The sequence below is a fragment of the Nonomuraea sp. NPDC001636 genome (assembly GCF_040298265.1).
Taxonomy (GTDB): domain Bacteria; phylum Actinomycetota; class Actinomycetes; order Streptosporangiales; family Streptosporangiaceae; genus Nonomuraea.
Window position 1 is genome coordinate 92,161 of sequence record NZ_JBEOZT010000023.1, and the last position, 23,010, is coordinate 115,170.

A 23,010-nucleotide genomic window follows, 5' to 3' on the forward strand; every position below is an offset into this window, starting at 1 on the left:
CTTCGGTGGAGTTCCGGCGCGACGTGTGCGCCGTCCAGGCAGTCGAGCCCTTGCGGCGGGTCGATCAGGTCGAGTCCGCGCTGCCCGGCGGCCGGTAGCGGGAGGTCGGCATTGTCCTGGGACAGTGTCCCGGCCGGCTGGGCTCGTGAGCGGATAGCGTGTGGCGACTGATCGGAGGGGTAGTGACGGCGACTGCGGCAGGGCCGGGACCAGCGGTCAAAGCCGCATGGTGGTGGTGCGCGTCCACCCTGGTTCTGACGGCGGCGGCACTTACGCTGGCCGTCGCCAACGGCGGTGGTCCGATGTCGGTCCCGCATCTGCTGTTCGTGACGGCCTGTGCCTTGGTCGGCGGCCTCATCTGCGCACGACGTCCGGGGCACATGGTGGGGCGACTGCTCGCGCTGACCGCCTTCTGCTTCGCGCTGTACGAAGCCTGCGGACAGTACGCGATTCTCGGCCTGATCACCCACCCTGGGCTGCCGTTCGCCGCGGCACTGGCCTGGCCTCAGACGTGGCTGTGGATCCCGGCCAATCTCGCGGCGACGCTGATCCCGCTGTTCTTCCCCGGCGGGCGACTCTCCTCCTCCGCCCTACGCCCGCTGATCGCGGCGGCGGTGGCCACCGCCGCCGTCACGGCCGTGGTGAGCGCACTGAGCCCCGGGGACAACACTCAGGTAGGCCTCGGCGACGGAGTGCCCAACCCGCTCGGCGTACCCGGTCTGGCCGCTGTCGCGCCGGTGGCGGAGCACGTGCTGGTCGCGCTGCTCCCGGTGGTGTTCGTCCTCGGCGCCGTGGAGCTGGGCATGCGGGTGCTGCGCAGCGGCGGCGCACAGCGCCGCCAGGTCGCATGGCTGCTGTACGGGGCCGGGATCGAGGCGCTGGTGATCGCGGCCAGGCTGACGGCCGGGCTCACCGACGACGTCCCCGGCGCCGCGTGGCCCGCCCACGACCCGGTGTGGGAGTCGATCGCCGCCCTGGGCGCCGGACTCATCCCGGTCACCATAGGTGTGGCGATCCTGCGACACCGGCTCTTCGACATCGACATGGTGATCAATCGCACCCTGGTCTATGTGCTGCTGTCGGGCTGTGTGACCGGAGGGTACGTTCTCGTGGTCGGCTATCTGGGCGCGCTCTTCCCCGCCCAGCACCTGCCGGTCTCGGTCCTGGCCGCAGGACTGGTGGCGCTGACGTTCGCGCCGCTGCGCCAGCGCCTGCAGGGCTGGGTCAACCTGCTGATCTACGGTGAGCGCGACGACCCGTACGCCGCGCTCACCCGGTTGGGCCGCAGGCTGGAGAACACCGCCGGTCCCGACGCCGTGCTGCCCGGCATCGCGCGGTCGATCGCCGAGGCGCTGCGCCTGCCGTATGCGGCGGTGGAAACCGCCCAGGGCGCCCGGTACGCCTACTCGCCGAACGGCCCGGCACGGCCGAGCGACGCGAAGCAGGTGCGACTGCCGTTGACGCACAACGGCGAACAGGTCGGCGGCCTGATCCTGCTGCCCCGGTCGGGCGACAGCGGCTTCGGCCCACGCGATCTGCGCGTCCTGGCCGACCTGACCCGGCAGGTCGCGGTGGCCGTGCACACCGTACGCCTGACCGCCGACCTGCGTCGCTCCCGCGAGCAACTGGTCATGGCCCGCGAGGAGGAGCGGCGGCGGCTGCGGCGTGACCTGCACGACGGGCTCGGCCCGACCCTGGCCGCGCTGACCATGCGGGCCGATGCGGCGCACGACCTGGTGAACGAGGAGCGGGCGCGGCTGCTGCTGGCCGATATCGTCGGCGATGCCGAGGCCGCGCTGGCCGACGTACGAACACTGGTGGACGGGCTGCGTCCGCCCGCGCTTGATTCGTTGGGGCTGGCGGGGGCGTTGCGCGCGCACGCGGCCCGGCAGCCGTCCGGGCTGCGTGTGGACGTGCACGCCCCGGACGACCTGCCCGCCCTGCCCGCCGCCACGGAGGTGGCCGCCTACCGGATCGCCACCGAGGCCCTGGCCAACACACGTAAGCACGCCGGCGCCACCTGGGCACAGCTGCGTGTCGAGATCGCCGGAGAGCGGTTGCATCTGGAGATCAGCGACGACGGCTGCGGAATCGGACAGCACCCACCTGCCCTCCCGGCCGCTGCGCCGCCCGATCCCGGGGTGGCCGGCCCGGCAGGATCAGGGGTCGGGCTGGCGTCGATGCACGAACGGGCCACCGAATTGGGCGGATCCTGCACGATTGAGGAACGTCCCGGCGGCGGGACCCGGGTCCGGGTCGAACTGCCCGCCGGACAGGAAGGGAACGATGGTGATCAAAATCTTGGTGGTTGACGATCACCCAGGGTTCCGGGCCGGGCTGCGGACGCTGCTGGCGGGGGCCGACGGGATCGAGGTCGTCGATGAGGTGGGCAGCGGGGAGCAGGCGCTCGCGCTGGTCGGGCGGGCTCAGCCGGATGTGGTGTTGATGGACCTGGACATGCCGGGGATGGGCGGAATCGCGGCGACCGAACTGCTGGTTCGTGATCATCCCCATGTCAGGGTGCTGGTGCTCAGCATGTCCGATGACGACGACTCGGTGTTCGCCGCCGTGCGGGCCGGGGCCCGCGGCTATGTCCTCAAAGGGGCCCGCAAGGCGGAACTCGTACGTTCGGTGCAGGCGGTGGCCGACGGCGGCGCCGTTTTCGGCCCCGCCCTCGCCTCCCGCCTGGCCGGCTACTTCACGAGCGATCGGCCCGAGCCGGAACTGCCCGGCCTGACCCAGCGAGAACGCGAGATCCTCGGCCTGATCGCCGGACACCTGACCAACCCACAGATCGCGGCCCGGCTCGGGCTGAGCCAGAAAACGGTCCGCAACCACGTCTCGGCCATCTTCACGAAACTTCAGGTGGCCGACCGGTCACAGGCCATCATGCGCGCACGCCAAGCAGGTCTGGGCACGTCCCAGTAGCGATCTCCCCAACCTCGCCCCTGTCCGGACGGGACCTGCCAGATGGCCGACCGTCAGGCCGTCGGCGGTGTCGAGCACCTCCACGGCGATGCCCTCGGCGGGGCGGGCCACGGTCACCAGGCCGGTGTGGCCGCCGTGTTGGACGCAGATATGGACCATGCCGCGGATCAAGGCGAGATCGTTTGCGATGGGGCAGCGCAGCTCGGATCCTGCCCGTCCTGATCGGTTCAGCCTGGACCTACGAACGCAGCTGGTCCGCCTGGAACGGTGCTGGATTGCAACCAGAACTGCAACTAGGGAGCGGTCACCACGGGCGGCATTATCTCGATGATGCGGGCTGTTCCGCTGGGCGGTCGCATCTCGTGCATAGTGATCACGTCATTCGGTTTGACGTGTCGCCAGTGTTCAGGGGTCAAGGGAACAAGTCGCACAGGTGCACACTCTCCCGGTCCCAGCGGAGTACGACCCTCCATCCAGAGAGAGGCGATACTGACCGACAGCTCACCCTCGGGCGTACGTCGTCCGATATCTCACATGGGTCGAAGCCCTTCACCCGGATCTATCGACCTTTTGCGACCTGCCTCCTCGGTCGGCAAGAGGCAGAGCTCAGCCCGGAGAACACCGTTCCGGGCCTCGCCGCATCGCCACTCGTACCAGGAGACATGCCATTCAAGCCACATCACCCGGGCGGCATCAGCCAGGAGACCCCAGAAGTCGGGCGGCTGGGGGCGCACGTCGCCGAGCCCCTCCAGCAAAAGAAGGACCATCTCCCATTCGCCGTGTTCCAGGTACTCCAGCACATCGGAGACGCCGGCACCGGCCTCGGTTCGGATGTTGGGGGAGCAGAACTGAGCGGCCTTCAACAGCAAAGAGTCCAGGTCCACGCCCTGATTGTGACAGGCTCTCGAACTCTGACCCCTCGGATCAAAAGATCCAGTTCGAGCTGCTCCAGATCGTTCAATGCAGGTCAGAGACGGTACGCGGTCCGCCCTGAACGCTCTGAATGACCCTGTATTTCAACCCGAAGTGCAACCCGGGTGCCCGGTGGGCTGGGGCTGAGGAACGAAGTCCCAGACCCGTCGATCGCCCCCGGCCCTGTATGGCGACCCAACCGACATCAGGCGATCGTAAGGGTGTACCGGTCTTGCCTTTGGCGACCATCCCGGAGCTGGAACGCCCTTGCCGGAGGCAATGGAACCGAATGTGGTCGTTCGGCGATACGGTTTGCTCGTGCAGATCACATATCGTCCACGTTGGTCGATCGCTCTCTTCTCTGGTGGCATCAGTGCCGTAGTATTCGCTCTTGCTTATTGCCTCCTAGCTGTCGCTCTTGGTCAGCCTGCGGGCTTGATTGCCGTGGTTGCTGTGGTGCTGAGCGTTACTTACCTAGCGTTGGTGGTGGTCAGGGTTCGACGACGAACCCTGACTGTCACCGAGGACAGGATGATCGCTCAGCGCGATGCCTACAGGGTCACCGTGAACTGGGCCGACTTCGTCGACGTCCAGCCCAAACGTATTGGTGGCCTGTATCCAGTCGACGTGATGACCTTCAGCGTCGGCATTGTGGAGCCGATCAACGCGCAAGGGCATCGACGCAAGGCGGTTCCCTCGAAGGTCTACAAGATCGGCGCCGATCGGCGGATTCAAGTAGGCGTCTACGTCTCTGACTGGCACATGGAGCCGATTGGTGAGTTGGTCACTCGTCATTCGCCACCGGCTGAGAGCGCCTAACAGAATGATCTCGTGGCCAAGCTGAAGCCGTGAGAGGCCAGCGACGAGCTGTAGGCGGTGATCGAGCCGCTGTTGCCACAGCGTCAGCGGCGGTTCCGGCATCCAGGGCGTAAGCGGCTGGATGACATGCTGGCACTGCAGAGCATCTTGTTCGTGTTGCACACCGGGATCGCCTGCCAGCACCTGCCCCAAGAGCTCGGCCATGGCTCAGGCATGACGTGCTGGCGACGCCTGGCCGAGTGGAACGCCTCCGGCGTGTGGCAGTGGTTGCATGAGGTGCTGCTGGATCGGCTACGGGCTGCCGACGCGCTCGACTGATCCCACTCCTCAGGCTCCACCAGGAAGCCCAACAGGCCGAGAAGGAGGCAGCGGGGGAGCGGTGGCAGGACTACGACCTCGTCTGGTGCCACCCGGACGGACGCCTCATCGACGCCGGCCAGGACTGGGACGAATGGAAAGAACCCCTCCGCCTCGCCGAGGTCGAGAAAGACGCCCGAGTCCACGACGCCCGCCACACCGCCGCGACGCTAATAGAGCAAGGCGTGGACATCAGCGTCGTTCAGGTAATCCTCGGCCACTCACAACTGACCACGACCAAGCGCGACACCCACATCACGGCGACACTCTCGACCGAAGCCGCAGTCCGCATGGGCCGGGCACTTCGGGGATAACCGCAAGTCGAAATGCAACCGGGCGGGCTTCCAGATCATGAAGATCGGGGAGTCCGCCCAGGTAGTCGAGGTAGGACGCCCAGGGCTCGAACCCGGAACCTACGGATTAGAAGAAGTTGATTCGATCAAGGTCAGAGGCTCTGACCTGCGGTCGCGGTGTCCGTGGACGTTCGCCGGATTCCGTCTTCGTTCGCCCTCTGGCTGTACTCGTGGCTGTACAGCCAGGGCGCCATCACTCGCCTGTTGCAAGGTCCCCAAACGATCTTCAGAGCCGTTCAGCGTGGTTCACGCTACTGTTCGTCGGGACTCCGGAGCCGTGAGCGCCCCCGCCGGAGGTGATGGGCGGCGTCTCTGACGTCGAGGACGCCGGGCCGTAGTGGAGCGAGGAGAACATGAGTCAATATTTCAAGGTTGGCGAACAAGTCCTCTGGAACCCCTCTAACGGAGTCGCTGGTCTATTCATACGATCCTCGGAGGCTTTTGGCCTCGAGGCGGGATTACCGACAGGGCTCGGCCCTATGAAGAGCGACGAATGTGAGGTCGACCTGGCCACCTTTGCGGCCTTCGTGAGTGCACTTGTCGGGCGCTACGAGCGTTCGAACCATCCAATCCTGCATTCACTCATGGAGGGCTTCATAGCGACGGCCCTGGTGCTCGTCGAGCGCGGTGGAGCAGAACTTCCTGTGCCTGATGCGAACGACGGCGGCCGGAGGGATGTACAGGTGAGCGAGCATTCCGCACGGCCGCCAGGGGGCCAGGTAGTCGATGTCGAGCGATGGGCGGCCCTTTCGGCGCAGCACGCTCGGGCAATGCCCCGCTGAGGCTTCTGCAACACCTGACTGCAAGGGAGACACAGGCGCGGAGTACGCCCAAGGCTCAGGTTGCCGGCTGGAGTTGGACGAGGATCATCCAGGTGTCCTCGTCCTTCGTGTAGGTCGCTCGGACCCTGTACTGGCCAGGCTCGAGATCAATAATGAGTCGGCCGTCGGGCTCCAGCTCAGCACCGGGAATGGCGGAGTCGAAGAGCACCACTGCCTCCCGTACCTCCCACCCAGCCGCCCGCGGACGTCTATGTGAACGACCTCCTGATGCCAACGCATGGGTAATCACCAAAGCCAACCGGCCTGACTTGGCGCCGACGCTCCTTCCGTCGCAGGCGGACGATCTGTCATCCGCTCGAGGGACGTACGGCTCGGCGCTTCGGTCCTAGCGTCCCAGTCCGATACGAACCCCAGGAAGGGTAGATCAATGGTCAAGCTCTCCGATCCGGTGCGAACCCGGCGAGTTGCCACCGGCGTACTTCTCGTGCTCTCCCCACTCCTGCAACTCGTCGCGATCGTGCTGGACCACGGCACCTGGGGCAACGCTCACGAGTCCGTCAGCTCTTTCACAGCCCAGCGCTGGCCCAGCTCCAGTCCGCGCTCACCGCTGGAGCTGGATGCTGCTCCCGCTCGGGGTGATCGGCCTGGCCAACCTACTGCGGCAGCGTGGCGTCGTGCTCGGCCACTTCGGCATCGCGCTCACAGCGATCGGCCCGCAACCGGCCCCTCACCGCCGCCCAGAAGCAGGCCAACCAGCTCATCGCCGTCGAGCGCGCTCCGGTCGAGCACGGCTTCGCCGACCTGAAGGGCTGGCGCATCCTGACCAAGCTACGCATGGGCGCCGTCCCTGGCCACCCAGTTGCTGCGAGCCCTCCTGGTACTGACCAACGGCGAGGTCACTCGATAGCAGATGATCACCCGTCATGATCTCCAGCCGTGACCAGCACGAGCATCCCCAACCACGCTCACACCAGGACCTCTACCTGCAGATTCAGGATGAAACGAGCCCAGCGACATTTCGCGACCGGCTGTGCCGGGTCGGTTCAGGATCAAGACGGCCAGCAGTCTGCGGATCTCGGGCAGGGGCAGCCTGATGTTCTCCTCGTCGCATGGCCGCCGGGCAGCGGCGATAGCGGCCAAGAAAGCCGGGGCGAGCATCGCCAGCGTGATGCGCCGGTGCCAGACCTTCCAGCCCGCACCTGGTAAGGGTCCAGTCCAACCTTGTACCGCTTCATAACTTGTCGCGCGGTGCTTGATCTGCGGCTTTGACCTTCAGAGGCCCTCCGGGCAAGATCGCGGTCTGTGCCGGCTGGTCGCTGTATCTGACCTTGATCCGGGTGTTCGGTTGGCTGGTGTTGCTGGAGTGTGGTCAGGCGTCCAACGATGTCGAGATCATGTGCTCTGCCAAGAGGTGGCGGTGTTGAAGCGTCAGGTTGCGCGGCCGGAGCCGGACTGGGCCGATAGGGCGTTCCTGACGGCGCTGGTCTGTTTCCTGCCGTCGGTGCTGCGCGCTCATCGGCTGGTCACCCCGGGCACATTGTTGGCCTGGCATCGGCGTTTGATCAAGCGCGCATGGACATGCCCACATCCGCCTGCAGGCGAAGGGGCTGTTGGCCTGTGACTTCTTCCACGTCGACACGGTCTTCTTGAAGCGCTTGTACATGTTGTTCGTGGTGGAGGTGGAAACGCGACGTGTGCGCATCCTGGGCGTCACGCTGGTGGTGTCGTGGGTGGAGGCTCCATCACCGCGCATGCGGGCAGACAGATCCTGGCCAGGCGCCGTCTCTCACCGTGCATCTCCCGCCCTGCTGCTGCCTGCCCACGGCGTACGGCAGGCGCCGCTCGGCTCCGTGTTCAACAACCCCAGCACCGCCGAAAGCACGAGGATCGTCCCCCAACTCGTCACGCTGATCGACGGCGCGGCGCCCGGGTCGGACCTCCGAGTGACGGCGGTTCGAGTTCACCGACCCCGACGTGCTCGCCGCGCTGAAGACCACGGCGGGCCAGACGCGTCAACGTCAAGGTGCTGGTCGACGGTGACGCCAGGAACTCCGAGCAGTTCAAGGAACTGGCGGCGGCCACACCGCGCAGCCGTCGTGGGCGACCTACTGCTGGCATTCCGGCAACGGTCGAGTCCCCCGACGAGTACGGTGACTGATCACAGCCCGCACGGGACGTAGTACGGCAGGCTCTGCGAGACGACCGTGCCGTCGGTGCCCAGGACCTCCAGCCGCCAGGCGCCCTCCCCGTCGCCGGGGGCGGTCCAGGTCCTGGTGACGTTCTTGCGGCCGGGGTCGGACAGGGTGAACGAGATGGGCGTCCACGGGTCGCGCACCCAGTCGGCGTTGATGCTCTCCTGCCACGCCCAGGCGTAGGCCGTGGCGGCGATCGCGTCGCTCTCGACGTACCCGTCCAGCCGGTACTTGTACACGGTGCCGGTCCGGCAGTTGCCCGCGGTGCGGGTCAGGGCCGTGAACTCCGCCTTCACGCAGGCCGTGCTGTACGCCAGCGACTGCGCGGTCGCCCCGCTGCCCGGACTGACGATCTGCACCTTGGCCGTGGCGAGGCCGATGCCGGGGGTCATGGGGACGCGCTGCAGCGGCGCGCTGACGGTCTTCGTGCCCGGTTCGGTGAAGACCAGCTCGCGCTCGGCGCCGTCCACGCCGGGCGTCGGCCCGCCGCTCTGGTCCGCCCAGCGGTAGCGGACGGTCTGCGCGACGGGCGAGCTGATCTGCCCGGAGACCGTGTGCTGGACGTCGGTGCCGCAGCGCCCGACGTAGTCGTTGGCGGGCTGGATCTGCGGCACGCTCGGGACGGGGTCGACGCAGCCCAGGTCGTAGTGGAAGGTGGTCGTGATCTCGTTGGCGGCGGCCACGGTGACGACCAGGTTCTGCGGGCCCCAGCCGGCGAAGCGCAGTTTATGGACGTTGACGATCTTCGTACCGGCCTCGGCGAAGTACGTGCGGTCGCCGCGCCAGACGTCCTCTCCGTAGGCCACGTTGCCGGGGCCGTCGACGGTGATCGCTATGGAGCCGGTGAACAGCACGCCCCCCGAGCAGACGCCGCTGAACGACGACGGCGAGATCCCGACCGGCACCGCCGAGACCACCACGGCCGAGGCCTGAGCCGGACTGGATACGACCAGTCCCGCCAGCAACACAAGGAACGCCACAAGCACACGCATTTCTCATCCTTTACCGGAGACGACGGCAAGATTCTTCCTGCGGGGCCTTGGAGCGGGATGGGAACTGGGTTGGAGCGTGGCTCGGTAACCTTCAGCGGATGATCACATATGAGGATTTGGCCGCGTCCGAGCGGAAGGTGTGGGACGGCTTCACCACCGGCCGCCGGGTGAACCTGTCGGGTCCCAAGGGCGGCCGGCGCCCGGTGCGGGCCGGGCGCTGCTGCTGCGAGCCTCGGGTGACGGAACGGCCCTGCTGAACGTCGTGGGCGCCCTGTCCGGTGCCAGCTGGCATCGCGAGATCGTGAAACGGCAGCATGCCCAGACCTGCCGGCCGAAGCGGCGAGGGCGCCCGTGCACGGTCCGCTCCGTCCGCGCGCTCGTGCTGCGCTTGGTCCAGGAGAACCCGTCCTGGGGATATCGGCGGGTGCACGGCGAGCTCACCACGCTCGGCATCAAGGTCGCGCCATCCACGGTCTGGGAGGTCCTCAAGCAGGAAGGCATCGACCCAGCACCCGAGCGAGCCTTCACCACCTGGGCCGACTTCGTGCGCTCGCAAGCCGACGCACTCCTGGCCTGCGATTTCATCGAGGCCGTCACCCTTACGGGGCAGCGCCAGTACATCCTGGCCGTCATCGAGCACGCCGCCAGGCGTATTCGTGTGCTCGGCACCACCGCTCACCCCACCGCCGCCTGGGTAACCCAGGCGATAAGGAATCTCGTCATGGATCTGGAGGATGGGGGCTGCAGGGCACGATTCGTGATTCGCGACCGAGACGGCAAGTTCCCTACCCTCGTGGAGGAGATCCTCGCCAGCATCGGCATCCAAGCCGTACTCACCGGCATTCGGACGCCGCGGACGAACTCCATCATGGAACGGTGGCTACAAACTTGCCGCCACGAACTCCTAGACCGCTGCCTGCTCTGGAACGAACGCCACCTCCGCCACGCCCTCGGCGAGTACGAGAAGTTCTACAACCAGCACCGCGCCCATCAAGCCCTCGACCAGGCGGCACCACTCCGCGCCATCCCAGACCCGATCGCCGAACCGGCGCGCGTCATCGACATGACCATCCGCCGACACGACAGGCTCGGAGGCATCCTCCACGAATACTCACATGCTGCTTGAGCTGAACGGACGTAACTTTCGGCAGGTGCAGCGCCAGTGGGTCCAGGCATGTGCCGGATGCGTGCCGAAGAGCAACCGGCGAGCACTCAACGGCGTGTCTTCACCGCGCCAGAGATGGTCGAAAATCGAGTAACCCCAGGTCAGATAGGGTACGGAGTGGTAGGGCGCCCGGGGCTCGAACCCGGAACCTACGGATTAAAAGTCGCGAGTTTTTATGTCGCGAGCAATCTTGGCGTATTCGATTGTGTCGCTCTGCCGCGTTATGCCGCCCGGAAAATACCCAGGCCTGTCGCCCGATGTCTACGCGTGTCGCTGACCGAAGAGCACGTGGCGAGCACGGAACACCGGAACGGCGGCCGATCGCTGATATGGGTCAGCTCTGGTCGGTTCTTGCTCTGCTGACGATGGTTGACAGGTGGCCGCGGTAAGTAGCGCCGAGCCTGGTCACCTCGCCGACGAACGTCCCTCGGCCTTCAGTCATCTGGCTGACCCAGTTCTCGGGAAGCAACACTCGTTCGCCGACCGTGAGGGGTGGCTGTCCACGCCACCGATAGGCGTACTTGCCGACCTCGACGACCTGGTCGCCGTTGATCTCGTAGTAGCGCTGGGCGTCGTCGAGATGCTGCTCCAGTTCGGCGACACGCCGCTGAAGTCGCTCGATCTCCTGCCGGGCCGTCGAGCGCGCTGTCATGCCCGCCGGAGTGCCCCTCCCGTCGGCCGCGCTGGTACGCCTCGGACAGGGCCCGTTCATGGTCGGTGATGTGAGTACCGCACGCCACGTCGGATCCGTAGACGCGTTGTTTGCACGAGCTGCCCGAACGGGCCGGTCGCCCGCACAGTCGGACTTCGAACGTTCGCTCGCTCATCGCCCACCCATTCATATCACCGCATTGATCGATCTCGTGGTTGTTCCGGTCAGGCGGAGATGGAGGTGCGGGCGCCGGATATCAATCCTTGCAGGTTGGAGGCATCGTGGACGCTCCATCCTTTTGGATGGGCGCTTCGAGCGCTGCGCCAGATGGAGCCGGCGCACGATCGCCTCGGACGCCGAGGTGATCCGCCTCCTGCGCCGTCACCGGCAACGCCGGCACTTGAGCGGGCTCGACGCCGCCGGATGGGTATTCACTTGCGGGGACAGCGATCAGTGAGACGCGACCACTGAGCGGCGCCTCCGCGGCCGCGCAGCGGACGCCTCGAAATCCGTGTCAATCCACCGAGTTTCTGCCCCCGCCTTGTCAGGGGCCAGGGTGGTAGATCAGGTGCAGGACGCCGGTGGCGAAGGTGGCCGAGTGGACCAGTCGCAGCGGGGTCGGACCGCCGTCGGCGAAGAGCCGCTCCCCACGGCCGAGGACGACCGGGTGGATGAGGAGGTGCAGTTCGTCGAGCAGGTTGTCGCGTAGCAGCGATCGCACCAGGGTCAGGCTGCCGCTGATGGTGATGTGCCGGTCCGGCCCCTGTTTGAGGGCGGCGAGTTCGCCGGAGACCGGGCCGGGGATGACGGTGGTGTTCTGCCAGGCCGGGGAGGTCAGCGTGGTCGAGGCCACCAGCTTGGGCATCGAGTTGATCCGGTCGGCGAACGGCACCTCGCCGCCTCTGCCGGGCCACGAGGCGGCGAACACCTCGTAGGTCCTGCGTCCGAGCAGGAGGATGTCGGCTTCGTCGAGCTGGCCGGAGACGGCCGCGGCCATCTCCTCGTCGTAGTAGGGGAAGTGCCACTGCTCGGGGGCTTCCACGACACCGTCCAGCGACACGAACAGCTGCGAGACGATGGTGCTCACGCTGTGGCCTCGGTGAAGAACGCGGCGAGCGCGGGGGCGATGGCCTCGGGGGCCACGTTGTGAGGCTGCCCGGTGAGCGTGGCCCGCCGGACGTCCGGCAGCAGGTCGGCCACGGCCTGCGCCGTGCTGCTGATCCACGGGATGGTCTCGCCGTCGATCACCAGGGTGGGGGCCGTGACGCCGGTCAGCCGATCGGCGGGCAGGGAGAAGTCGCCGGTGATGGTGGCGTCGTAGATGAGCGTGTGGGCCACGGCCTCCATCGCCGGCCAGCCCGGGAAGTCGCGCATCGGGGCCACGAACTCGGCCGGGATGCCGACCGCGGCGGTGAGGAACAGCTCGCACATGTCGCCCCGGCGGCCCTCGGCCAGCAGCGCCACGAGCTGCTCGCGGTAGTCGGCCGGCACCGGCGTACGGGTGCCGGGCAGGATGTAGGGGACCTCCCACACCGCCAGCCTGTCGACGGCGAGCCCGCGGGCGGCGGCCTCCAGGGCGATGATGCCACCGCCGGAGGTGCCGTACAGGTGCGCCGACCCGCCCGCCGCGGTGATGAGCGCCTCGATGTCCTCGTATTCGCGGTCCACCGCGTAGGGAGCGGTGTCACCGCTGTCGCCGCGGCCGCGCCGGTCGTAGTTGTAGACGGTCAGGTCCTTGGCCAGCAGCTCGGCCAGGGGCGCGTTGGCGGATCGGTCGGTGGGGCCGGCGCCGATGAGGATCATCGCCGGGCCCTGCCCGATCCGGTCGTAGGCGATCGCGGTGCCGTCCTGCGAAATGACCTTGTCCATGTCGTTTCCCTCGTGTTCGTGTTCGTCGCTTGCATGATCAGAATGCTTCACGTGGCAGCTGTTCGACATCCGTGGACTCCACTGATTCGCCACTGAGACGTCCGTGACGTCCATACGTACGTGATGATGTCCGGATGATCGCAAAGGTGTCCCAGCGCGAGGCCGAGGTGCTGGCGGCGGTGGCGGCGCGGCTGTCGAACGCGCAGATCGCGAACAGGTTGCGCATCTCCGTCCGCACGGTCGAGAGCCACGTCGCCTCGCTGCTGCGCAAGTACGGCGTGGCCGACCGGCAGGAGCTGGCGCAGCAGGCGGTGCAGGCCGGTGTGGACCGCGACATCCCTGACACGCCGCAACCCGGGGTTCCCGCCCCGATGACCTCGTTCGTCGGGCGCGAACGGGAACACGAGGCGGTCCTGGCGGCGTTCGGCGCCTCCCGGCTGGTCACCCTGCTGGGTCCCGGCGGCGCGGGCAAGAGCCGCCTCGCGGCAGAGATCTGCTCCTCGTACCCGGCCGGCGGGACATTCGTGGATCTGGTTCCCGTACGGGACGGGTTCGTCACGCAGGCGGCGGCCAAGGTGCTCGGGGTCGGTGAGCGCGCCCAGCAGCCGTTGGAGGACGCCGTCATCGAACGGCTCCGCCGCGGTCGGGCGCTGCTCGTCCTCGACAACTGCGAGCACGTGCTGGACGCCGCTGCCGGTTTCGCGGAGCGAATGCTGGCAGCCTGCCCGGGCACCCGGATCCTCGTGACGAGCCGCGAGCGCCTCGGCGTGCCCGGCGAACGTACCGTGCCGATCGGCCCGCTGCCCCTGGACTCCGACGCGGAGGCGCTCTTCCTCGACCGGGCCACCGCGGCCGATCCGGAGTTCGACGCCGACCCGGCCCTGCTGACGGAGATCTGCGCCCGCCTCGACGGCATTCCCCTGGCCATCGAGCTCGCCGCGGCCCGCAGCGCCTCTCTGGGGCTTGCCGGACTGCTCGTCGCGCTCGACGACACGCTGAGGCTGCTCACCGGAGGACGGGCCGCCGACCGGCGGCATCGGTCCCTGCGCGCGGTGCTCGAATGGAGTCACGACCTGCTGGACGAGGAAGAGCAGGCGCTGTTCCGGCGGCTGTCGATGTTCTGCGGCGGCTTCGACCTGGCCGCCGCGACGGCGCTCACCGCCGGCCGCCCACCCGGCGCCGTGAGCCATGTGCTGGGGCGGCTCGTCGACAAGAGTCTCGTCGTACGCACCCAGGGGACGGCGAGCCGATGGCGGCTCCTGCAGACCGTCAGAGCCTTCGCCGAGGACTTGTTACGAGGCGCCGGCGAGCACGACGCGGCTCGGGAACTCCATCTGCTGTGGGCCGCCGGTACCGCGACGGCGATGCAGGAGCGGCTGATCGCCGCCAGACAGCACGACGCCGGGGCGGCGGCGCCGGTCGATGACAGCGAGAAGGACGGCGCCGAGGTCTGGCGGCGGGAGTTCGACGAGGTCGCAGACGATCTGCGGGCGGCGCTGGCCGCCGCACCGCCTGGACCGGGCGAGGCTGCGCACGGCCTGGCCCGCTCGCTGGGGCAGCTCACCTTCGCCCGCCGGTTCCTGGCCGAGGCCCAAAGCCACTACCGGCAGGCAGCCGAACGAGCGCCCGGCCCCGCCGAAGCGGCCAAGGACCTGCGGAACGCGGCCGACTGCTCCCTGGACAACATCTCCGGGCAATACGTGTTCGACCTGCTGCTCGCCTCGGCGGCGCAGGCCCACGCCGCAGGCGACGAGAACGGCCGCGCAATCGCCCTGGCCCGTGCGGTGGAGACGGCAGCGAGGTTTCTCGCCTCCTTCCCCGACGGCATTCCCGGCGAGCGGCTTCGCCGTCATCTCACGGAAGCCGCCGAGGCCGGAGACCCCGGCGACCCGATCGTGGCGGCGGCAATCGCCGCGGCGGCAGCCTGGACCGAGCGGCCGGGCGCCTTCGACCCGGACCCGGCCCTGGCCGCCCGCGCGCTCGCCGTCGCACGGACGACGGGCGACGCCGTGCTCATCAGCGCGGGACTCGACGCGGTGACGACCGCCGCCGTACGGGCCGGCCGGCATCGCGAAGCCAGGCGGCACACCGAGGAGCGGCTGGCACTGCTGTCCGTGATGGACCGCGACGACCCGCGTTCGGCCATCGAGATCGTGGACACCCTGCACGTGGCCTGCACCGACGCGATCGTCGCGGGAGATCTGCCCGCGGCGATCACCGCCGGTCGGATCATGATGGCCGACGACCTCGTCGGGGACCACCCCTACATTTCGGCCAGCAGGCTGATCCCCGCGCTCGTCCTCACCGGGGACCTCGGCGCGGCCCTGCGCTACGGCGAACGGATGTGGGCGGGCTGGGAACGAGCCGGCCGGCCCCCGGCCGGATGGCTGCTGCCTTCCGTGTCGGCCGTGGCGCTCGCCCACGGGCTTCTCGACGACCGGGTCCGTTTCCGGCTCTGGCGTCACAGGGCCGGCGTGGTGGTCGACCACGCGCAGGCCGGGCATGCCCGGCTGACTTCCTTCGGCGCGTTCGTCGATGCCCGTGCCGCGCTGCAGTCCGGTGACCTGAGCGACGCGGCCGCCCTGGTGGGGAGGGCTTTCGGCACGTTCTCGATGGGACGTTACGCGGCGTACGCGCAGGCGGCGGGAGCCGAGCTGGCCGTCGTCGCCGGGCTGCCTGATGCCCCGGACCGGCTCGCGGCCGCGCTCCTGACAGCCGGTGAGAACCGCTGGGCCTCGGCATGCCTGGCTCGCGCCGGCGGCAGGCTCCACGCGGACCCGGACGCGCTGACGGCCTCGGTCGCCCAGTGGGAGGGCATCGACGCCCGGCTGGAACGGGCCCATACCCTCCTGCTGATCCCACATCGCGCCGAAGAGGGCCGAGCCGCCCTCGAAGCACTGATCACGAGGACGGGTAGGAGAACCCCGTAACAGGAGTCCTCCACGGATACTCACATGCTGCTTGAACTGCATGGACGTAATCGTCGGCAGACGCAAGGACCCCATGCGGGCTTCGGCGAAGTCCGCGAGCCACCACGAGGTCACCTGTCAACGTCGTGGTTTCCGGGGTTGACGGTGGTGGTTCGCCGATCACCGCCGTGTTCGGGCCAGCGCGTCCTGTGCCTGCGCCAGAGTGGGGTGGGTGGGAAATATGCGCCCCAGCAGGCCGGTCCTGCGGAGCAGTTGTTCACATGTGCCGTGCAGGCCGATCAAGGCCAGCGCGCCGCCGTCATGGTCGATCTGCCTCCATACACGGACCAGGCTGCTCAGCCCGGAGGAGTCGCAGAACTCCACCCCGGACATGTCCATGATCACTAACGGTGGGTTCTGCTGCCGGCACACCTTGACCACTTCGTGTTCCAGGTGCGTGGCGGTGTTCAGGTCCAGTGCGCCGTGGACGGCCACCACCTGGCCCGGAGGCGCCGCGCGCATGCTGAGCCGCAAGGGCGGCGGGTCGTTCGACATCGGCTGCGAAGGCATCGACGCCTCCTCTCGGGAGGCGCTCTGCCCCGCGCCCGCTTGAGCCTCTTCGAGTGGGCTTGGCGATCTCATGGATGGAGGAGGCTTGTCGATGGGGAGCAAGGGCGTCGCCAGCAGCCGGACCCCTGGGCCGTTTCCCCCTTAGCCGCAGGGGTAGGGGTGTCGCGAGTCAGGATCTGATCGCACTGCGGTTGTCGTCGCTCTCGCAAGTCACGCTGATCGCGCCATCGAAGGGACCATGATGTCCAAGGCGCCGTCGGCCATTCCATTGCCCGTGCCGACCGTCGCGGCCCCTCCGTCGTCTGATGTCCCGACCTCTGTCGACATGTCGCGACGAGGGGGCGGGCGTGCGGCGCGTTCAGATGGCAGCTCCCTCGGAGGGCAGCCGGTCGCCCCCGGTGACCGGCGATGAGCGGGCGTGACCGGTGAGCGGGATGTTCGGGCCGCCGCCGGAATGCCGAGACCCGTTGCTGACCTGGGCACTGAGTACGTCCGGGCCGGGTGGTGCGGCCACGTACGATCAGAGCGCATTGCGGAAGGGCGTGAGCGCCCATGCCACCCAGCAGGGGCTGTCGTCGGCTCGGCGGGAAGATTTTGAACTGGCGGTGCACGAAGGTGTGGCCAACGTGTTCGATCATGGTGGTGGGTCCGGGCGGGTCCGCCTGTGGCAGGCCGATGGCCTGCTGTGCTGCGAGATCAGCGATCATGGCCCCGGGATCCCGGCCCGCCACTACCAGCAGCGGGCATCGATGCCTGCCCGCGACCGTGACCACGGCCGCGGGCTGTGGCTGATGGCCGAGCTCAGCGACTCGCTCACGGTGACCACCGGCCCGGCCGGCACGACCGTCGTCATCGTCGTCCGTCTGCGGGACTGACTTTCCCGCCACCGAACGCGTGATCAGGGTGTGGGGTCCTCGCGGGCGGGCTGTCGGGTCCGGCCGCCTTCGTTGTCCCAACCGGCCAGGCGCTGCTCCTCCTCGGCGGCGGTGTCGGCGGGACCGTCGTGGCCTGCGGCGGTGAGGAGGTCGCCGGAGCGGGTGCGGCCTCGGCATCGGGTGGCCAGGTCGAGTGCCTTCTCGGCGGCTGCGGGTGTGGTGTCGGGTGGGATGACGAGCAGGTTGATGTGTTCGATCCCCGGAATGATGAGGTTGATCAGGTGGGGGTCGATGGTGCGGAACCAGCCCACTCTGACCTGGCGGCCGGGGGCGGCGATGCGATGCGGGATGCTATGCCAGGTGTCGACGTGCAGGCCGACGCGCAGGACCCGCCGCTCCAGCCGCTGGTCGATGGCGGCGATCAGTGCGGGCAGTTCCGCGCCGGCGTCGTAGCCGGCGGGCCACCACGCGCCGTCCACCGCGCCGCGACGTGCGAGGTCGGGATCGAGGCTGAGCCGCACCTCCTCGGAGCCGGTCATGGGGAGGGCTCGCGGCGTCGTGCGGCCAGGCGCGCCGGGGTCGGCCAGCGCACGTCACGGGCCCAGCCGAGCCGCTCCAGCAGTCGGATCAGCCGGGCGGAGAGGTCGATCTGGCCGGGCAGCACGCCGTGGCGGGCGCAGGTGGGGTCGGCGTGGTGGCCGTTGTGCCAGCTCTCGCCGAATGACAGGAGAGCTAGTGGCCAGAAGTTCGCGGCCCGGTCTCCGGCGCGGGTCATCAGCGGCCGTTCGCCGAAGACGTGGCAGATGGAGTTGATCGACCAGGTGACGTGGTGCAGCAGCGCGATCCGTACCAGAGCGCCCCAGAAGAATGCGGTCAGCGCGCCGCGCCAGGTGCCGGTGACCAGCAGGCCGATCGCGGGCGGCAGCAGCAGCGAGGCTGCCACCAGCGGTCCGAACAACCGGTCCACCCGGCCGATGCCGGCGTCGTTGAGCAGGTCCTTGGCGAAACGTTTCCGATTGGTGAGGTCACGCCCGAACATCCAGCCGACATGCGCGAACAGCAGCCCCTCGGCCAGGCCGCGCACGCTGCTGCCGTAACGCCAGGGCGAGTGCGGGTCGCCGTCACGGTCGGCGAAGGCGTGATGGCGCCGGTGGTCGGCCACCCACTGGATGACCGAGCCTTGCACCGCCAGGGACCCGGCTACGGCCAGACCGATCCGCAGCCACCGCTCCGCCTTGAACGCGCCATGGGTGAGATGGCGGTGAAAGCCCACCGTGACGCCGAGCCCGGTCAGTACGTAACCCGAGGCGGCTATCGCCACGTCGGTCCAGCTCAGCCCCCACCCCCAGGCCACCGGCACGGCGGCGGCCAGCGCCGCGAACGGCACCAGCACGAACACCCACAACGCGACCATCGCCGCGACCGGTTTACGGCCGCCGATGAGCGGTGCCGCGCCGGCCCGCTCGATGACACCTGTTCCTGACGAAGCCATGCCGACTTCCTCCCCACACGGCAGCGTCCTCCAGCCCCCTGGACGGCAATTCACTTGCCCACACGCACGGAAGCCACTCCCGTGTCGATGCCAAGCTTCGGACGGGCGGGGGACATCCCACCGCCAACGGATCGGGCGCGCCCGTCCCGCATGAGGCCGCCACGGCCCGGACACCACTCGCGCTCGCCTCCGAGCCCGTCAATCCTTCTGTTCGGGTTCCTTCCCGGGAGGCACCGCCTTCGCCGGCGGTTCCGGGGCCGCTCCTGCCGGGAGGGCGAGCGGGTCGTCCTTGAAGAGTTCGGGCACGGCCCGGTAGAGGATGGCGGTGATCGGCACGGCCACGACCGCGCCCGCGATCCCGGCCAGGATGCCGCCGACGGCCAGCACGATGATGATCGCCAGCGGATGGAAGTGCAGCACCCGGCCGACGATCAGCGGCTGGAGCACGTGGTTCTCCAGTTGCTGCTCGACGATCAGGATGCCGACGAAGATCAGCGCGTAGATCGGGCCCTTCGCGCCGAGCGTGACCAGCGTCGCGACCGCGCCGGCGAAGAGGATGCCGACGATCGGGACGAAGCTGGCCAGGAAGATCAGTACGGCCAGTGCCGCCCACAGCGGTACTCCCATGACGGCCAGCACCACACCCATGAGCACGCCGTGCACCGCGGCCACGGCCACCGTGCCCTGCACGTAGTGCGACAGCGTGGTCCAGGCGGTCCGCCCGGCCCGGTCGACCCGCGGCGCCATCCGGCCGAACCCCTTGAGGAACCAGGACCAGATCTGGTCACCGTCCTTGAGCAGGAAGAACGTCACGAACAGCAGGAGCACGATCGAGGCCAGCGCCTCCACCACCACCACGGTCCCCGCCAGAACCGTCGAGGTGATCTGCTGCTGCCGCTCGGTGACCAGCTTGGCGATCTCGTCCACCCAGCCGCTGAGCTGAACGGGCTTCACGTGCAGAGGGCCGGTGTAGAGCCAGCCCTCCACCGTCTTGGCCGTCTGCCTGACCTGTGTCAGCAGGCCGGGGAACTCCTCATTGGCCCGCACGCCGATGATCCAGCCCGTCCCGCCCAGCACGGCGAGCGCGACCAGCATGGTGACCCAGGTGGCGTAGATCGTCCGCAGCCCCGACTCGCGCAGCCGCCGGGTGAGCGGGAACAGCAGCGCGGTCAGCAACAGGGCGACTGCCACCGGCAGGGCGACGATGCGCATCGTCGCCACGAAACCGAGCACGTAGTTGGCCACGATGCCGATGACGATCAGGCACGCGCACCACGCGGCCATCCTCGCCAAGGTCGCAGGCACCAACCGCAACAGGCGCTCCTGAGGTGAGTCCACGCACGGGAAACTTCCCCACCGGTCGGAAATAGGCGCACTTCCCGGCTTCGGTAAAGGAAAGTTGAAGCAGAGAATTTGCGTCACGAGCCCGGCGGCCTGCGTGGTGCCGACTTGGCTTGCGGTGAGCACCGCGGGGGTGAACGCCATCGGGGCGGCCGACACGCGCGAGGTCACCTGCCGACGTCTTGGGTTCCGGGATTGACGATGGCGGTTCGCCGATCACTGCCGTGTCCGAGCCAGCGCGTCCTGTGCCTGCGCCAGAGTGGGGTGGGTGGGAAATATGCGCCCCAGCAGGCCGGTCCTGCGGAGCAGTTGCTCACATGTGCCGTGCAGGCCGATCAAGACCAGCGCGCCGCCGTCATGGTCGATCTGCCTCCATACACGGACCAGGCTGCTCAGCCCGGAGGAGTCGCAGAACTCCACCCCGGACATGTCCATGATCACTAACGGTGGGTTCTGCTGCCGGCACACCTTGACCACTTCGTGTTCCAGGTGCGTGGCAGTGTTCAGGTCCAGTGCGCCGTGGACGGCCACCACCTGGCCCGGAGGCGCCGCGCGCACGCTGAGCCGCAAGGGCGGCGGGTCGTTCGACATCGGCTGCGAAGGCATCGACGCCTCCTCTCGGGGGCCCTCTGCCCCGCGCCCGCTCTCTGATGTGTCGCGACGCCCGTCCTGTCACCGGCGCGGTTCGGTACGGCCGGTCGTCATGGCTTCTCCTCAGCAGTGGGTACGCGCAGGAGCAGCAGGGCGGTGTCGTCGCTGTGGTGGTCCCCGGCATACTCGCTCAGGGCGGTCGTGATGCGCTCCAGCGTCTGCTCGGCGTTCAAGCCGTCGTTCAGCCGGCCGGCACAGCGGGCCAGGCGCAGGCGTCCGGGTTCGGTCAGCGGCGCGTTACGGCATGAGGGCCTTTCTGGTCGGCGTGTAGATGTCGCAATCCACACCGAACCGAAGGCCCTCACCCCTTTACAAGATCATTTTTCGCGTGTCGTCTCGACCTAACCTCTGTGGTCAGTACAGCTAGTGGTCGCTGATCAGGGCGTTCAAGGCGGCTGCCTTGTCCGCTTCGGTCGGCAGGCCGTAGCGGCGGGTGGTGTCCAACGAGCCGTGGCCGAGGAGGTCGGCGACCAGGACGGGGTCTGTGCCGTGGCGGATGAGCTGGGTGGCGAAGGTGTGGCGCAGGACGTGCGAGCTGAAGGGCTCGGTGGGGTCCTCGCCCAGACCGACGGCGTCGCCGAGGCCGGTGATGATGTCGCGGGCTGCGCGGTCGCTCAGGCGACCGCCGCGCTGGTTGAGGAACAGCGCTGGGTGGGTGCCGGCTCCCTTCCAGCCGGCGCGGGTTGCCAGCCAGTCGGTCAGGGCCTGGCGCAGGTCGGGGTGGACGGGCAGCAGGCGGATCTTGCCGTCGTCGCGGCCCTGTCCGCGGATGCGTAGTTCGCCCGTGCGGGCTGAGAGGCGCACGTCGGTCAGGTCGAGGCCGACGACTTCGGAGATTCGCAGTCCGGCGTAGTAGGGCAGCAGGGCGACGGCTTTGTCGCGCGGGGAGGCGGTGAGCTGGACGTGGCGGACGTAGCGGCGGGTGCGCCGGGCGTCCAGGACTCGGGGGGCGGTGCGCCGGGAGTCGCGTTCGCGCTGGGTCTGGGGCTTGCCGAGGCCGCGGCGAGCGTAGAAGTCGTCGATGGCCGACAGGTAGGCATCGATGGTGTTGGGAGCGCGGCGGCCGTCCTTGAGGTGGCGGCGGAAGTCGCGTACCGCGCCGGCGGCCGCGACCGCATCGGTGAGCGGATCGCCGTCCAGGGCGGCGGCGTCGGCTTGGACGGCCAGCCAGTCCAGGTAGCCGCGCAGCCGGGAGGTGTACTTGGTCTTGGTGGAGTCGGCCAGCGGGGCGCGCTCAAGTGCGGCGGTGTAGTCGGCCAGGACGGCGGCGTAGGGAGCGGGGAGCGGGACGGCCCGCGACCGGCGCGGGTTTCCGGAAGCGACTCCGGCCGGCTCCGTGATTCCCGAGGGCGAGTTTCCGGAAGTCATCCACAGAGTCTACTTCCGGAATTATGTGATTCCGGAAGTAGGAGGTAGACTGAAGGTACCGAGGACTTATCGAGCGTTGGCACTCAGGTCTGCGTCGCCCCCGGCGAACCACCACAGGCCCCTTCTGAGGGGCCCGGATAGGTCAGCGACCATGACGCCGACACTTCTTTCTCAGCCCGCACCGCTCAGCCCCACTTCGTCCGCGATGCCTCGGGTCGATTCCGCGCTACGGCTCAGTCTCCACCCGGTGCCGAATCGTCGATCGGTGGTGGACGGGGCCTGGTGGCCCTACTCCAGTGACACCGCCGCGGAGTTGCCCGGTCTCATCGCCGCCGTCGACCGGCTGCTTGATCGGGTCACGCTCCGCGTCGGCGTGCATTGCGATGCGTGGCAGAACATCCCGCGCCGCATCCCGGCCCGCGGTCGGCAGGTCCGCGTCGGCTGGTTCCGCCACACCGACCCGCGCATGATCACTCTCAGCTTCGCGTCCGGCGAGCCGGTCGTCCTGCTGATCATCCCGTCAGGAACCGCCGCCGGCGTCGCCGAGGCCGTGCTCAAGCTCACCGCCCAGGACACCGCCGGCTTGACGGCCGACGCCATTCTCACTCTGGCGCACCTGCCGGCGGGCCCCGGTCCGCGTGCGACGGCCGGCTCAGCCCGCTGGGAGAACGAGGGCGGGTCGGTCAACGGGCACAAGGCGGCCTCGTTCACGGCACGGCCGATCCTGGCGTGACCCGCGTGCCGCCTGCCGGCCGGATTGAGCGGTCCAGGCATCGCCCGTTG

The 23,010-nt window shown here is 68.6% G+C and carries 24 protein-coding genes and 1 pseudogene; 11 read left to right on the forward strand and 14 right to left on the reverse strand.

Features of this window, described 5'->3' with window-relative positions; translation table 11 throughout:
- Positions 1 to 302: 302 nt before the first annotated feature.
- Together ABT158_RS34950 and ABT158_RS34955 are read left to right on the forward strand one after the other, a co-directional pair.
- Positions 303 to 2,312, forward strand: a complete 2,010-nt coding sequence (locus ABT158_RS34950; RefSeq protein ID WP_352360911.1) for a sensor histidine kinase — start codon at positions 303 to 305, stop codon at positions 2,310 to 2,312.
- On the forward strand, positions 2,287 to 2,928 hold the full coding sequence (locus tag ABT158_RS34955) for a response regulator (protein WP_352360913.1): 642 nt from the start codon (positions 2,287 to 2,289) through the stop codon (positions 2,926 to 2,928). The genes ABT158_RS34950 and ABT158_RS34955 overlap by 26 nt, the downstream gene beginning before the upstream one ends.
- Positions 2,929 to 3,458: 530 nt before the next feature.
- Here the strand turns inward: ABT158_RS34955 and ABT158_RS34960 are convergent.
- Positions 3,459 to 3,812, reverse strand: coding sequence for a hypothetical protein (locus ABT158_RS34960; RefSeq protein WP_352360915.1), 354 nt, complete (start codon positions 3,810 to 3,812; stop codon positions 3,459 to 3,461).
- Between the two features lie 346 nt (positions 3,813 to 4,158).
- On the opposite strand from ABT158_RS34960, the gene ABT158_RS34965 reads away from it, so the two are divergent.
- The 4 genes from ABT158_RS34965 to ABT158_RS34980 all read left to right on the forward strand — a co-directional run bounded on the left by ABT158_RS34965 (position 4,159) and on the right by ABT158_RS34980 (position 6,151).
- Positions 4,159 to 4,659: a hypothetical protein gene (locus tag ABT158_RS34965; protein ID WP_352360917.1), complete on the forward strand. Its 501-nt coding sequence runs from the start codon at positions 4,159 to 4,161 to the stop codon at positions 4,657 to 4,659.
- 57 nt (positions 4,660 to 4,716) lie between these two features.
- Entirely contained in the window at positions 4,717 to 4,977 is a 261-nt protein-coding gene (locus tag ABT158_RS34970) for a transposase (protein ID WP_352360919.1), read from the forward strand.
- Complete coding sequence (locus ABT158_RS34975) at positions 4,977 to 5,330, forward strand: tyrosine-type recombinase/integrase (protein WP_352361103.1); 354 nt, start codon at positions 4,977 to 4,979, stop codon at positions 5,328 to 5,330. The genes ABT158_RS34970 and ABT158_RS34975 overlap by 1 nt, the downstream gene beginning before the upstream one ends.
- 392 nt (positions 5,331 to 5,722) lie before the next feature.
- Complete coding sequence (locus ABT158_RS34980) at positions 5,723 to 6,151, forward strand: DUF6086 family protein (RefSeq protein WP_352360921.1); 429 nt, start codon at positions 5,723 to 5,725, stop codon at positions 6,149 to 6,151.
- A gap of 55 nt (positions 6,152 to 6,206) precedes the next feature.
- Here ABT158_RS34980 and ABT158_RS34985 read toward each other — a convergent pair whose 3' ends face one another.
- The 3 genes and pseudogenes from ABT158_RS34985 to ABT158_RS34990 form a co-directional block, all read right to left on the reverse strand.
- Positions 6,207 to 6,440 carry an Imm21 family immunity protein gene (locus ABT158_RS34985; RefSeq protein ID WP_352361105.1) on the reverse strand — a complete coding sequence of 78 codons (234 nt, stop codon included), beginning with the start codon at positions 6,438 to 6,440 and terminating at the stop codon, positions 6,207 to 6,209.
- Positions 6,441 to 7,189: 749 nt separating this feature from the next.
- Positions 7,190 to 7,374 (reverse strand): annotated as a pseudogene (locus ABT158_RS51350) (IS701 family transposase); the annotation flags it as partial.
- Positions 7,375 to 8,309: 935 nt separating this feature from the next.
- A complete protein-coding gene (locus tag ABT158_RS34990; protein ID WP_352360923.1) occupies positions 8,310 to 9,197 on the reverse strand; it encodes a hypothetical protein in 888 nt (295 codons plus the stop codon).
- Between the two features lie 236 nt (positions 9,198 to 9,433).
- On the opposite strand from ABT158_RS34990, the gene ABT158_RS34995 reads away from it, so the two are divergent.
- Both ABT158_RS34995 and ABT158_RS35000 read left to right on the forward strand, forming a co-directional pair.
- On the forward strand, positions 9,434 to 9,592 hold the full coding sequence (locus ABT158_RS34995) for a hypothetical protein (protein ID WP_352360925.1): 159 nt from the start codon (positions 9,434 to 9,436) through the stop codon (positions 9,590 to 9,592).
- Positions 9,593 to 9,759: 167 nt separating this feature from the next.
- Complete coding sequence (locus ABT158_RS35000) at positions 9,760 to 10,461, forward strand: integrase core domain-containing protein (RefSeq protein ID WP_352360927.1); 702 nt, start codon at positions 9,760 to 9,762, stop codon at positions 10,459 to 10,461.
- A gap of 373 nt (positions 10,462 to 10,834) precedes the next feature.
- Here the strand turns inward: ABT158_RS35000 and ABT158_RS35005 are convergent, their stop codons facing one another.
- From ABT158_RS35005 to ABT158_RS35015, 3 genes are all read right to left on the reverse strand, one after another.
- Complete coding sequence (locus ABT158_RS35005; protein ID WP_352360929.1) at positions 10,835 to 11,152, reverse strand: hypothetical protein; 318 nt, start codon at positions 11,150 to 11,152, stop codon at positions 10,835 to 10,837.
- 544 nt (positions 11,153 to 11,696) lie between these two features.
- The gene (locus ABT158_RS35010) at positions 11,697 to 12,239 is read right to left on the reverse strand and encodes a dihydrofolate reductase family protein (protein ID WP_352360931.1); all 543 of its coding nucleotides are present in this window, start codon (positions 12,237 to 12,239) and stop codon (positions 11,697 to 11,699) included.
- The gene (locus ABT158_RS35015; protein ID WP_352360933.1) at positions 12,236 to 13,021 is read right to left on the reverse strand and encodes an alpha/beta fold hydrolase; all 786 of its coding nucleotides are present in this window, start codon (positions 13,019 to 13,021) and stop codon (positions 12,236 to 12,238) included. Before ABT158_RS35015 ends, ABT158_RS35010 begins: the two co-directional genes overlap by 4 nt.
- 134 nt (positions 13,022 to 13,155) lie before the next feature.
- Here ABT158_RS35015 and ABT158_RS35020 point away from each other — a divergent pair, with 134 nt between their 5' ends.
- The gene (locus tag ABT158_RS35020; protein ID WP_352360934.1) at positions 13,156 to 15,951 is read left to right on the forward strand and encodes an ATP-binding protein; all 2,796 of its coding nucleotides are present in this window, start codon (positions 13,156 to 13,158) and stop codon (positions 15,949 to 15,951) included.
- A gap of 159 nt (positions 15,952 to 16,110) precedes the next feature.
- Here the strand turns inward: ABT158_RS35020 and ABT158_RS35025 are convergent, their stop codons facing one another.
- Positions 16,111 to 16,500 carry an STAS domain-containing protein gene (locus ABT158_RS35025; protein WP_352360936.1) on the reverse strand — a complete coding sequence of 130 codons (390 nt, stop codon included), beginning with the start codon at positions 16,498 to 16,500 and terminating at the stop codon, positions 16,111 to 16,113.
- Positions 16,501 to 16,934: 434 nt separating this feature from the next.
- Here ABT158_RS35025 and ABT158_RS35030 point away from each other — a divergent pair, with 434 nt between their 5' ends.
- On the forward strand, positions 16,935 to 17,375 hold the full coding sequence (locus ABT158_RS35030; RefSeq protein ID WP_352361107.1) for an ATP-binding protein: 441 nt from the start codon (positions 16,935 to 16,937) through the stop codon (positions 17,373 to 17,375).
- A 23-nt stretch (positions 17,376 to 17,398) separates the two neighbouring features.
- On the opposite strand, the gene ABT158_RS35035 is transcribed toward ABT158_RS35030, so the two are convergent.
- The 6 genes from ABT158_RS35035 to ABT158_RS35060 form a co-directional block, all read right to left on the reverse strand.
- Positions 17,399 to 17,914: a DUF5994 family protein gene (locus ABT158_RS35035; RefSeq protein ID WP_352360938.1), complete on the reverse strand. Its 516-nt coding sequence runs from the start codon at positions 17,912 to 17,914 to the stop codon at positions 17,399 to 17,401.
- The gene (locus ABT158_RS35040) at positions 17,911 to 18,867 is read right to left on the reverse strand and encodes an acyl-CoA desaturase (protein ID WP_502911593.1); all 957 of its coding nucleotides are present in this window, start codon (positions 18,865 to 18,867) and stop codon (positions 17,911 to 17,913) included. The genes ABT158_RS35035 and ABT158_RS35040 overlap by 4 nt, the downstream gene beginning before the upstream one ends.
- Before the next feature lie 198 nt (positions 18,868 to 19,065).
- Positions 19,066 to 20,151: an AI-2E family transporter gene (locus ABT158_RS35045; RefSeq protein ID WP_352360940.1), complete on the reverse strand. Its 1,086-nt coding sequence runs from the start codon at positions 20,149 to 20,151 to the stop codon at positions 19,066 to 19,068.
- A 273-nt stretch (positions 20,152 to 20,424) separates the two neighbouring features.
- On the reverse strand, positions 20,425 to 20,814 hold the full coding sequence (locus tag ABT158_RS35050; protein WP_352360942.1) for an STAS domain-containing protein: 390 nt from the start codon (positions 20,812 to 20,814) through the stop codon (positions 20,425 to 20,427).
- A 95-nt stretch (positions 20,815 to 20,909) separates the two neighbouring features.
- Entirely contained in the window at positions 20,910 to 21,032 is a 123-nt protein-coding gene (locus ABT158_RS35055; protein WP_352321808.1) for a hypothetical protein, read from the reverse strand.
- A 190-nt stretch (positions 21,033 to 21,222) separates the two neighbouring features.
- Positions 21,223 to 22,227 (reverse strand): tyrosine-type recombinase/integrase, encoded by a 1,005-nt coding sequence (locus tag ABT158_RS35060; protein WP_352360945.1) that lies wholly within the window; start codon positions 22,225 to 22,227, stop codon positions 21,223 to 21,225.
- Between the two features lie 205 nt (positions 22,228 to 22,432).
- Here ABT158_RS35060 and ABT158_RS35065 point away from each other — a divergent pair, with 205 nt between their 5' ends.
- Positions 22,433 to 22,960, forward strand: a complete 528-nt coding sequence (locus tag ABT158_RS35065) for a DUF5994 family protein (RefSeq protein WP_352361111.1) — start codon at positions 22,433 to 22,435, stop codon at positions 22,958 to 22,960.
- Positions 22,961 to 23,010 lie beyond the last annotated feature (50 nt).